9 protein-coding genes are annotated in these 10,973 nt (G+C 72.3%); 2 read left to right on the top strand and 7 right to left on the bottom strand.

From position 1 onward, the window contains the following. Positions 1-101 precede the first annotated feature (101 nt). On the top strand, positions 102-1,436 hold the full coding sequence (locus HA073_RS27945) for a TrkH family potassium uptake protein (RefSeq protein ID WP_064446652.1): 1,335 nt from the start codon (positions 102-104) through the stop codon (positions 1,434-1,436). Beyond that, positions 1,426-2,094 (top strand): TrkA family potassium uptake protein, encoded by a 669-nt coding sequence (locus tag HA073_RS27950; RefSeq protein ID WP_064446653.1) that lies wholly within the window; start codon positions 1,426-1,428, stop codon positions 2,092-2,094. The genes HA073_RS27945 and HA073_RS27950 overlap by 11 nt, the downstream gene beginning before the upstream one ends. Before the next feature lie 62 nt (positions 2,095-2,156). Here HA073_RS27950 and HA073_RS27955 read toward each other — a convergent pair whose 3' ends face one another. The 7 genes from HA073_RS27955 to HA073_RS27985 all read right to left on the bottom strand — a co-directional run bounded on the left by HA073_RS27955 (position 2,157) and on the right by HA073_RS27985 (position 10,870). After that, positions 2,157-3,779, bottom strand: coding sequence for a serine/threonine-protein kinase (locus HA073_RS27955; RefSeq protein WP_166457660.1), 1,623 nt, complete (start codon positions 3,777-3,779; stop codon positions 2,157-2,159). Between the two features lie 71 nt (positions 3,780-3,850). Further along, positions 3,851-5,383, bottom strand: coding sequence for a fused MFS/spermidine synthase (locus HA073_RS27960; RefSeq protein ID WP_199496069.1), 1,533 nt, complete (start codon positions 5,381-5,383; stop codon positions 3,851-3,853). A gap of 60 nt (positions 5,384-5,443) precedes the next feature. Then, on the bottom strand, positions 5,444-6,481 hold the full coding sequence (locus HA073_RS27965; protein ID WP_166457661.1) for a hypothetical protein: 1,038 nt from the start codon (positions 6,479-6,481) through the stop codon (positions 5,444-5,446). Between the two features lie 184 nt (positions 6,482-6,665). Next, a complete protein-coding gene (locus tag HA073_RS27970) occupies positions 6,666-7,475 on the bottom strand; it encodes an inositol monophosphatase family protein (protein WP_166457662.1) in 810 nt (269 codons plus the stop codon). Next, positions 7,468-7,920, bottom strand: a complete 453-nt coding sequence (locus HA073_RS27975) for a response regulator (protein ID WP_043328130.1) — start codon at positions 7,918-7,920, stop codon at positions 7,468-7,470. The genes HA073_RS27970 and HA073_RS27975 overlap by 8 nt, the downstream gene beginning before the upstream one ends. Continuing rightward, positions 7,917-9,644: an ATP-binding protein gene (locus HA073_RS27980; RefSeq protein ID WP_064446848.1), complete on the bottom strand. Its 1,728-nt coding sequence runs from the start codon at positions 9,642-9,644 to the stop codon at positions 7,917-7,919. The genes HA073_RS27975 and HA073_RS27980 overlap by 4 nt, the downstream gene beginning before the upstream one ends. 32 nt (positions 9,645-9,676) lie before the next feature. Then, positions 9,677-10,870: a PP2C family protein-serine/threonine phosphatase gene (locus HA073_RS27985; RefSeq protein ID WP_064446658.1), complete on the bottom strand. Its 1,194-nt coding sequence runs from the start codon at positions 10,868-10,870 to the stop codon at positions 9,677-9,679. Positions 10,871-10,973: the final 103 nt, after the last annotated feature.

A 10,973-nucleotide genomic window follows, 5' to 3' on the forward strand; every position in this document is an offset into this window, starting at 1 on the left:
TCTCCTGTCGTCGATGGGTACGCACAGCAGACCGGGCGCGGTTGACCGCCAGTTGGTCGGTTCCTGACCTGCCGGTGAATCTCCGGACGGAAGATGACGGGATGCGCCGCCTGCTCCGGAAGCCCGTGCGGCTGGTGCCGTTGGGGTTCCTGGCGGTGATCCTGGTCGGCACCGGTCTGCTCATGCTGCCCTGGGCCACCAGCGAGGAGCGGTACACCCCGTTCGTCACCGCGCTGTTCACGTCCACGTCGGCGGTGTCGGTGACCGGGATGGCGGTGACCGACACGCCGAACTACTGGAACGGCTTCGGGCTCGTGATGATCACCGTGCTGACGCAGCTCGGCGGCCTGGGCATCCTGACCGGGGCGTCGCTGGTGATCCTGGCGGTCTCCCGCCAGCTCGGCCTGCGCAACCGGCTGCTCGTGCAGGCGGAGACCGCCGAGTTCGGCCTCGGCGACGTACGCCGGCTGCTGTTGCGCATCGCGGCGACCGTCTTCGTCACCGAGGCCCTGATGACGGCGGTGGTCGCCGCGCGCCTGTTCCTGGCCTACGACTACCGGCCGGGCCGGGCGCTGTGGTCGGCGGTGTTCCACTCGGTGCAGGCGTTCAACAACGGCGGCTTCGCGCTCTACTCGGACGGTCTGATCGCGTTCTCCCGCGACGGCTGGGTGGCGCTGCCGCTCAGCATCGGCGCGATCATCGGCGGGCTCGGTTTTCCGGCGCTGTTCGAGGCGGTACGCGAGTGGCGGCAGCCGGCGCGCTGGGCGGTCGCCACGAAGCTGACCGTCTGGGGCAGCGTGGTGCTGACCGTCTTCGGCGTCGCCTACCTGCTGATGGCCGAGTGGGGCAACCCGTTCACGATCGGCACCTTCGACGTGCCGGGCAAGCTGCTGGCGTCGTTCACCCAGATCGCGTTGAGCCGTACCGGCGGCTTCGACGTCATAAACGTCGGGCGGCTCACCGACGAGAGCTACCCCATGCTGATCGGCCTGATGTTCATCGGCGGCGGCAGCGCCAGCACGGCCGGCGGCATCAAGGTCTCCACGTTCTTCCTGCTCGGCTTCGCCATCTGGGCCGAGTTGCGGGGCGAGCCGGACACCACTGTCGGTCGCCGCCGGGTGGCGGCGGCCAGCCAGCGGCAGGCGCTGACCGTGGCGCTGCTGAGCGTGGCGCTCGTGGCGGGCGGGACGGTCGGCCTGATCGGTTTGACCTCGCACGTATCGTTCTCGGCCGCGTTGTTCGAGGTCACCTCCGCGTTCAGCACCACCGGCCTGACCGTCGGGGTGTCCGGGCAGCTCTCCCCACCCGGTCAGTACGTGCTGATCGCGCTCATGTACATCGGCCGGGTCGGGCCGCTCACGCTCGGCTCGGCCATCGCGTTGAACACCCGTCGACGGCTGTACCGCTACCCGGAGGAGCAACCCATTGTCGGCTAGACGCCCGGAGGAGACCGGCATCGCGGTGATCGGCCTGGGCCGGTTCGGCTCGCGCCTCGCGGACTCGCTGTCCCGCCTCGGTTACGAGGTGCTGGCGATCGACCACGACCCGGCGCGGGTCCAGCACTGGTCGGCCGACCTCGACCGGGTGGTGCAGGCGGACACCACCGAGGAGGTGGTGCTGCGCCAGCTCGGGCTGGCGGACTTCCGCCGGGTGGTGGTCGCGATCGGGGCGTCGCTGGAGGCGAGCGTGCTCACCGTACTGGCCCTGGCCGAGCTGGGGATCGAGCAGATCTGGGCGCGGGCCACCTCGGAGAAGCACGCCAAGATCCTGCACTCGGTCGGCGCGCACCACGTGGTCTTTCCCGAGGCGGAGACCGGTGAGCGGGTGGCGCATCTGATCGTCAGCCGGATGCTCGACTTCATCGAGTTCGACGACGACTTCGCCATCGCCAAGGTCAAGGTCCCGGCGCCGCTGGTCGGGCGGTCGCTGCGCGACATCGCGCCGCAGGACCGGTACGGCGTGATGGTGGTGGGTGAGAAGCAGGCCGGGGAACGGTTCCGGTACGTCGGACCGGACACGGTGCTGGAGGCGGACAGCGTGCTCATCGTGGAGGGCGGCATCACCCAGGTGCAACGCTTCTCCGCGCTGGCCTGACCGTCAGTCCTTCTTCGGGCCCTTGCCCTTGCCCTTGCCCGGCCCACCCCCCTTCGACTGGTCTACTGTGCTTTTCCCTTGGGGCCCTCCTTGCCCTTGCCGGGCTTCGGTGCGGCCTTGGGCTTCGCCGGTTTGGGCTTCGCCGGCCCGCTCTTGGTGGTGGTCTTCGCCGTGGTCTTGGTGGGCGACTTGACCGGCGTCTTCACCGGCGGCGCGGTGGTGGGCGCCGAGCCGGCGATCCCGGACACCTGCACGCCGCAACTCTTGCCGCCGACGGTGAACTCCACCGGCAGCGTGTTGCTCCCGGTGTAGCGGCCGGCCAGCGTGAGCTTCGCCGACGCGCCGGGCGCCAGCGCCGGGGTCGCGGTGGGCGCGGGAATCGACACGGTACGCCCCTCCTGCCGGGCCGGCGGCTGGGCCGTGGTGACCGTCTGCTTGCCGGGGAACGTGAAGTTCATGGTCCAGCCGCGCAGTTCCCGGTCACCGGTGTTGGTAAGCGTCAACTCGGCGGAGAAGTCCTTGCCGGTGTCGCGGCGCAGCGAGTAGTCGACAGCGCAGGGCGTCGGCTCGGGCAGGCTCATCCGCGCCTCGGTCGGCTCGACGCCGCCGCTGGCCGGGCTCCGCGACGTCAGTCCCCACATCGTGGCGGTCACCGCGACCAGTCCGACGGCGGCGACACCGGCCTCCACCTTGCGCCGCCGCGCCACCGCCCGCCGCGTGCGGGTACGCACCGCCGAGAACGGCAGCGCGTCGGTCTCCGCCGACCACGGCAGGATCGTGGTGCCCGCGTTCTCGGCGAGCGCCGGGTCCATCCGGCCGAACGCCGGTGACACCGGCACGATCGCCGCGATCCCTGCGGCCTCGGCGAGCGTACGGGCCACCTCGGCGGTCGCCGGGCGGTCCTCGGGGCGCTTGGCCAGGCACCGCTGCACCAGCGCGGCGACCGGCTCGGGCAGGCCCGGCACCGGCGGCATCGGGTCCGGGTCGCGGTACATGTGCGCGCGCAGCATCTCGGTGGTGGTGCTGGCCTGCCACGGCAGGCGGCCGGTCAGCATCCGGTAGAGCAGCAGCCCGACCGCGTACACGTCGGTGGCGGGCGAGACGTGCCCGTTGTCCAGCCGTTCCGGCGCGAGGTAGGCCGGCGTGCCGAGCAGCGCGCCGTCCGGCCCCTTGTCGCTCTCCCCCACCAGCGCCGAGATGCCGAAGTCGACGACCTTCACGCCGGTCGGGGTCAGCATGACGTTGCCCGGGGTCACGTCCCGGTGCACCACGCCACGGGCGTGCGCGGCGGCCAGCGCCGAGGCGACCTCCGCGCCGATGGTCATCGCCTCCCGCCAGGGAAGCTGCCCGTCGCGGCCGAGCCGCCCGCTGAGCGGACCGCCGTCGACAAGTTCCATGACCACGTACGGCACGGTCAGGCCGACCTGGACCGACTCGCCGTAGTCGTACACGTTGGTGATGTTGGGGTGGCACAGCCGCGCGGCGGCCTGCGCCTCCACCCGGATCCGGTGCCGGAACGCCTTGTCGCTGGCCAGCCGTGAGGCCAGCACCTTGACCGCCACCTGGCGGCCCAGCACCTCGTCGTAGCCGCGCCAGACGACCGACATGCCGCCCGCACCCAACTGCTCGACGAGCCGATAGCGCTCGCCGAGCAGTTGCACGCCGTTCCTGACCGGTCCACCCATGGTCGGTCCTGTTGCCCGAAGTGGGCCCCGGTACACCTCAGCGGTCGGAATCGGTCAGGAAAGTCACCCGTTCAGGCGGTCGCGAGGAGTTGGTCCACCGGCGCGTAGTCGTCGGTGAGCACCATCGCGTCGCCCACCCATCCGGTCACCGCCGCCTCGTCCATCAGCTCGGCCCGCTCCGGCAGCAGCTTCAGACCGGGCGGGATCGCGGCCAGCGGCAGCGGCGCGTCCGAGGCGACGATCACGAAGTTGGCGCCCTGCTCCCCGTCGATCGCGCCGGGCGGCGCGATCAGCGCGACGTGCGCGAACTCGGCCTTCACCGTGGCCAGCTCGGCCCGGATGAACCGGCCCGGCGGGTAGTCGATGACGTTCTGCACGTAGATCCCGTCCGGGCGCAGCACCCGCCGGATGTCGGCGGCCATCTCCCGGGTCGCCAGGTGCCACGGCACCACCAGGTGCCCGAACGCGTCGCCGACGATGAAGTCGCGGCTGTCGGTCGGCTCGCCGCGCAGCAGCACCCGCGCGTCGCCCACCTCGGCGCGCATCTTCGGGCCGGTGCGCAGGCCCAGCTCCCGCCGGTCCAGCTCGACCAGCCCGCCGTCCAGCTCGAACACCAGGTTGTCGGTGCCGGGCCGGGTCGCGGCCAGGTAGTTCGGCACGGTGAAGCCGCCGCCGCCCAGGTGCAGCGCGTCCATCGGCTGCTTCGCCGGCCGGGCCACGTCCGCAACCAGGCCGATCCACTGCGTGTACGCGTACTTCAGGTGGTTCGGCTCGTTCAGGTCGACGTAGGAGTGCTCGGCCGAGTTGAGGTAGAGCGTGCGTCCCTGCGGCCACGACGGGTCCACCTCGACCCGGGCGCAGTGGTACGCGGTCTCCACGTCGCACGGGTTCGGCGCGGCAGCGGTGAGCCCCGCCGCGGCGAGACCGAGCAACGCCAGCGCGGCCTTGACCCGGCCCGGCGTGGACGGCCCGCCGGCCCCGGCCTGCCGTCGCAGCCACACGCCGAGCCCCAGCCCGGTCACCCCGAGCGCGGCAGCGAGTCCCAGCACGATGACGGAGCTGGACAGCGCGGCCACCAGCACGAAGCCGGTGCCCAGCGTGGCGGTGATGCCGCCGAGCGTGCCGATGCTGGACAACTTGCCCACCACCTGGCCGGTGCGGCGCAGGTCGGCGAGCTGAAGCTTCACCACGAGCGGGGTGATCCCGGCCAGCAGCGCCGCCGGCAGCACCACGGTCAGCGCTGTCAGCAGGAGCACCGCGCTCGCCGCGCCACCGCGCAGCACCTCACCGGCGTACCTGACGATCGGCAGCGTGACGGCAGTGGCGATGCCCGCCAGCACCAGCGCCGGGGCGAGCAGGGTGCGCGGGTCACGCCGGTCGGCGAGCCACCCGCCGAACCACGCCCCGTACGCGATCGCGGCCAGCGCCATGCCGATGACCGAGCTGGTCACCTGGAGCGTCACCCCGACGTACGGGCCGACCAGGCGCAACGAGACGGTCTCCAGCACCAGCACCGCGCCGCTGGAGAAGAAGACGAGGAACGCGGCGAGCCCGTTCGGGAGGGCCCGCGGCGGAACCGGGGCGTCGGCCGCCGGTTCCGCCATGACGTCGGACGATGTGCTGCTCACCGTGGCGATGGTACGCAGCGCCGCCGGCGGGCCGCGTCAATACATCGAGATGTGAACATGGTTTGTGTGGTCCGCAGCCGGGCTGCCGCCACCGCTGTACGCGCGCCAGCCGGTGTTCGGCATCCAGATCTGCCGATACCAGATGACGTACATGATGCCGAGCCGGTTCGCGTTGTTCTTCGCCCAGGCGGCGAGGCTGTCGCCGTACGCCTTGTCGCCGCCGGTGGCCGTCTTGTCCTCGAACCCGCCGCTGGCGGCGGAGAAGTCGCAGGCCCGGCCCTTGGGGTGCTCGCCGCCGCCACCGCTGCGATGACACGAGGCGTAGCGCTTGTAACCGGCCGCCTTGGCCTGCTGGAGCATGTGCAGCGTGCGCGGCGTGATGCAGCCGGACGCGGGCGTCGGGTCGTCCACCGAGCACGACTCCGACGGCCACGAGCCGTCCGAGTTGCGCGGCGCGGGCTTCGCCGACGAGGAGGTGCCGTTGAACCCGGACCCGGCGCCGGAGCTGACCTTCGCCAGCGCCACCTCGGCGTCCTTCTTCTTGCGGGCCTGCACCGCGACCTGCTTGGCCTGCTCGCGCACCTCGGCATCGATGGCGAGCTTCGCCTCGGCCGCCTGCGCCTTCGCGTCGGCCAGCTCCCGCAGCCGTTTGCTGTCCCGCTGGGCCATCACGTCCAGCTCGGCGGCGCGCTTGAGGAAGTCGTTCGGGTCGGCGCTGGCCAGCAGCATCGACGTCGCGGTCAGCCGGCCCATCCGGTACGACTGCGCGGCCACCTCACCGGCCTGCGCGCTGAGCCCGACGAGGCGTACCTCGATGTCCTTGAGCTGGGCGTCGAGCGCCTTCTGCCGGCGCTTGGAGTTCTCCAGCTTGTTCTGGGCCTCGATGTGGCCCTTCGCCGCCGCCTCCAGCGCCGCCCGCAGCTGCTTGCTGCCGCCCTCGTTCGGGGCGTTCGGGCTGGGTACGGCGGCGGCCGGCCCGGCGGCCACGCCGGAGCCGAGAAGCACGGCCAGCGCGGCGAACGCGGCGAGCAGCGACCGCCGGGCGCGCCGGCCGGTAGAGCTGGTCCTGGGCACGTGTTGGTCCTTCCGTCGACCGCCGGCCCCCGTACACCGAGCGGCGTCTCCGCCGGCGCCGGTCGGCGGCCTGCTGGCGGAGACCGCCGGTCACGATACCGGAACACGCGCGACACGCCAGGCCGGCGACGGCGTACGGCGGCTGGCGTCGACGCAGCGTGCCGTGGCCGTCGCGCAGCGCCGCTCAACCACCCAGCAGGGCGGCGCTCACCTCGTCCCAGATCTCCGGGCTCGCCGCCACGAGCAGTCCCTTGCCGTCGTCGGCCGGGTGGTAGTCGGCGCCGTCGAAGCGGCGGGCCACACCGCCGGCCTCGCGCACCAGCAGGGTGCCCGGCGTGTGATCCCACGGCAGGGTACGCCAGAACAACACGAACTGCTGCGCGCCGGTGAGGATGTCCAGGTACTCCCGGCCGGCGCAGTGCTGGCCGGGCAGCAACTCACCGATGCGGCGCCCGCCCTCCTCCACCTGGCGGCGGAAGTCCGGCGGCAGGAACTTCGTCGCCGCGGTGCCCCGCAGCGCGCCCACCCGCGGCTCCGCCGGCGGCGTCCGCAGCGTCGCTCCGTCCAGCCGGGTGCCCGCGCCGAGCCGGCCCGCCGCCATGGTGCCGTCCAGCGGGTCGTACACCCAGGAGGCCACCGGTACGCCGTCCGTGAGCAGCGCCGCCATCAGCGCGAACGGCCGCCGCCCGGCGGCGAAGTTGGAGGTGCCGTCGACCGGGTCGACGAGCCATACGTCACCGCTGCCGCGCAGGTGCCGCAGCAGGTCCGGGTCCTCGGCGACGGCCTCCTCGCCGACCACCACCGAACCGGGCAGCAACTGACGCAGACCCTCGGAGATCAGCGCCTCGGCCTCCCGGTCGGCGACAGTCACCACCTCGCCGGGCGCCTTCTCGGAGATGTCTGCCTCGTCGAGCCGGCGGAACAACGGCACGACGACCTTCGCCGCCGCCTCCCGCAGCAGCGCGCCGACGTCGTCCAGCAGCGGGTCAGCCACGCGGAGGCAGCTTGACCACGCTGACGAAGAACTCGTCGATCTGGCGGACCACCGAGATGAAGCGCTCGAAGTCCACCGGCTTGGTCACGTAGGCGTTGGCGTGCAGCTGGTAGCTGCGCAGGATGTCCTCGTCGGCCTGCGAGGTGGTGAGCACCACGACCGGGATGCGGCGCAGTTCCCCGTCCTTCTTGATCTCCTCCAGCACCTCCCGGCCGTCGCGCCGGGGCAGGTTCAGGTCGAGCAGGATCAGGTCGGGCGTCACCGCGTCCGCGTACTGGCCCTCACGGCGCAGGTACGCGAGCGCCTCGGCGCCGTCGGAGACGACGGTGAGGCGGTTGCGGAGCTTGTGCTCCTCGAACGCCTCCTGGGTCATCAGCACGTCGCCCGGATCGTCCTCGACGAGCAGGACCTCGATCGGGCTCTTGCCGTCCGCGGGCGCGGTCATCCCACCGTCTCCTTCATGCCACCGTTTGTACCGTGTCCGTCCGCCTCCGCGGGCGGCTCTTCGCGTGCTTCGCCGTCCGGCTGACGCCCGACGGCCGCCGGGTCACCCTCGGCGGCCTCGGCCTGCTCCCCGGCCTCGGCCACCTCCGCCGCCTCCGCCGCCTTGGCGGCCTCGATGTCGGCCTCCAGCGCGGGCAGCGTGAACCGGATCGTGGTGCCCTCGTCGGCGTCGGTGTCCACCCAGACCCGGCCGCCGTGATACTCCACGATCTTCTTGACGATCGCCAGCCCGATGCCGGTGCCCGGGTACGCGTCCTTCGAGTGCAGCCGCTGGAAGATCACGAAGATCTTGTCGGCGAACTCCGGCTCGATCCCGATGCCGTTGTCCCGGCAGCTGATCTCCCACTCGCCGTCGACCAGCCGCGCCGACACGTGCACCTTCGGCGGCACATCCGGGCGGCGGAACTTCACCGAGTTGCTGACCAGGTTGACCAGCAGATTGGTCAACAGCGGCTCCTCGCCGCGGATGGTCGGCATCTCGCCCCAGGTCAGCTCCGCGTCGGCGTACTGCACGGCCGCCTCGGTCTGCCCCGCCACGTCGCCCATCACCTTGTTCAGGTCGACCTCGGTGAAACCGGTGGTCAGCCGGCCGATCCGGGAGAACGCCAGCAGGTCGTTGATCAGCCGCTGCATGCGCTGCGCGCCGTCCACCGCGAACGCGATGTACTGGTCGGCGCGCTCGTCGAGCTGCCCGGCGTACCGCCGCTGCAGGAGCTGGCAGAAGCTGGCCACCTTGCGCAGCGGCTCCTGCAGGTCGTGCGACGCGACGTAGGCGAACTGCTCCAGGTCACGGTTGGAGCGGGTCAGCTCCTCGGCCTGCTTCTGCAACTGGCTGTTGACCCACTCGATGCGCTCCCGCGCCTCGCGTACCTCGTCCAGCTCGCGGGCGATCTTCATCCGCATCTGGTCGATGTCCTCGGCGAGGCGGCGGAACTCCGGCGGCCCGGACCCCTCGATGCGGTGCCGGTAGTCGCCGTCGGCCACCTCACGCACCTGGCCGACCAGGGCGGCCAGCGGGCGGATCAGGATCCGGTCCAGCGAGAGCAGCATGACCACGCCGGCCGTCGTGACCACCAGCGCGGCGATGATCAGCAGCACGACAAGCGTGTTGCTCGTCGCGTTGACGCGGTCGGCGGTCTCCTGCCGGACGGTGAGGATCTCGTCCTGGAGCGTGTTCACCGACGAACGGATGCCGTCGAACTGCTGCCGCGTCGCGTCGGTGATCAGCGCCTGGCCCGCCGCCGCGCCGTCCCGCTCGACCGTGCTGATCACCGGCTCGGCCACCTGGCTCCGCCACTGCGCGGTCTTCTGCTCCACCACGTCCAGCGACCGGCGCACGTCCGGGTAGTCGGCGGAGAGATCGCGGATCGAGGCGGCCAGGCTCTGCTCGCGCTTCACGCCCTCCTGGTACGGCTCCAGGTCGGTGCGGTCGCCGTTCACCGCGTACCCGCGCACCGAGGTCTCCTGGTCGAGCAGCGCGCTCATCAGCTCCTGCGCCTGCACCCGCAGCGGACCGGTCTTGAGCAGCACCGCGTCGATGTTCTGGCGGTTCTGCGCGGCGACCGCCGCCTCCGCGCCGGCCAGCCCGAGCAGCAGCACGACCACCACGCCGAGCAGCGCGGCCACCCGCCGCCGCAGGGTCCACCCCTGCTGGTACGCCTTCACCGGTTCCTCCCCGTCGCCCTTCGCGCTCGCGCTCACCGGCCGCTGCCCCGCGTGACCAGCAACATCGCCACGTCGTCGGCCAGCGGGCCACCGTTTATCTGCTCGGCGCGGCCCACCAGCCAGGCGGGCAGCTCGGACAGCGGCACCGCCCGGTTGGCCGGGTCGGCGAGCAGATCGGTCAGACCGGGCACGTCGAGCCGTTCGTCACCGCCGTCCACCCGGCCCTCGATGAGGCCGTCGGTGTACATCAGCAGGGACCAGTCGTCGGTGTCGAACTCCAGGTCGAAGGCGATCGGGCGGCGCGGCCGTACGCCCAGCAGCAGCCCGCCCCTGGCCGGCACCGGCGCGACAGTGCCGCCGCTGAGCAGCAGCGGCGGCGGGTGACCCGCGAGGCGTACGGTGGCCCGCGCCGACGCCAGGTCGAGCCGGGTGGTGGCCACCGTCGCGAAGATCTCCTGGAGGCGGCGCTCGCTCATCAGCACCTGCTCCAGCGCGGGCAGCACCTCGTCGTCCGGCACCCCGGCCAGCACCAGCGCCCGCCAGGCCACGCGCAGCTCGACGCCGAGCGCCGCCTCGTCCACGCCGTGCCCGCAGACGTCGCCGACGATCAGGTCGATCCGGTCCGGCCGGGTCTGCACCACGTCGTAGAAGTCGCCGCCGATCAGCGCGGCGTGCCGGCCGGGCCGGTAGAACGTGTGCACCGACACCTCGTCGGTGGTCATCAACGGCTGCGGCAGCAGGCCGCGCTCCAGGCGGGCGGACTCGGCCTGGCGCAGCTCCACCTCACGCAGCCGGCGGGCGTTCTCGTCGGCCCGCTTGCGCTCCACCGCGTACCGCAGCGCCCGGGTCAGCAGGACCCCGTCGACCTGGCCCTTGACCAGGTAGTCCTGCGCGCCCTCGGCGACCGCGACGATGCCCAGGTGCTCGTCGGACCGGCCGGTCAGCACGCAGACCGCCGCGCCGCTGGCCATCTCCAGCACCCGGCGCAGCCCGTCCAGGCCCTGCGCGTCCGGCAGGCCCAGGTCGAGCAGGACGCAGTCCACGCCCATCACCCGCTGCCGGGCCTCGCTGAGACTGGTCGCCACCAGCAGGTCGATCATCGAGTTGGTCTCGGCGAGCAGCTCGCCGACCAGGAAGGCGTCGCCCTCGTCGTCCTCGACCAGCAGCACCCGTAGCCGCTCGCCCGGCGGTACGCCGCCGTGCAGCCCCGCCCCGGCCGACGGCACGTGGACGGCGCCCGACGCGCCGGAACCCCGCTGCGGTCGGGTAACCGCCGCGAGTCGCGGGAGTTCGCTGGTGATGTCGGGCTCCTTCCGAATGCCCTGCTGA

Origin of the sequence: Micromonospora sp. CMU55-4, from assembly GCF_011602315.1 — a bacterium.
In the GTDB taxonomy this organism is placed as follows: domain Bacteria; phylum Actinomycetota; class Actinomycetes; order Mycobacteriales; family Micromonosporaceae; genus Micromonospora; species Micromonospora chalcea.

Coding starts and splice junctions, on each gene's coding strand:
- HA073_RS27945 (WP_064446652.1), top strand. CDS start 102: ATGCGCCGCCTGCTCCGGAAGCCCGTGCGGCTGGTGCCGTTGGGGTTC.
- HA073_RS27955 (WP_166457660.1), bottom strand. CDS start 3,779: ATGGGTGGACCGGTCAGGAACGGCGTGCAACTGCTCGGCGAGCGCTAT.
- HA073_RS27960 (WP_199496069.1), bottom strand. CDS start 5,383: ATGGCGGAACCGGCGGCCGACGCCCCGGTTCCGCCGCGGGCCCTCCCG.
- HA073_RS27975 (WP_043328130.1), bottom strand. CDS start 7,920: ATGACCGCGCCCGCGGACGGCAAGAGCCCGATCGAGGTCCTGCTCGTC.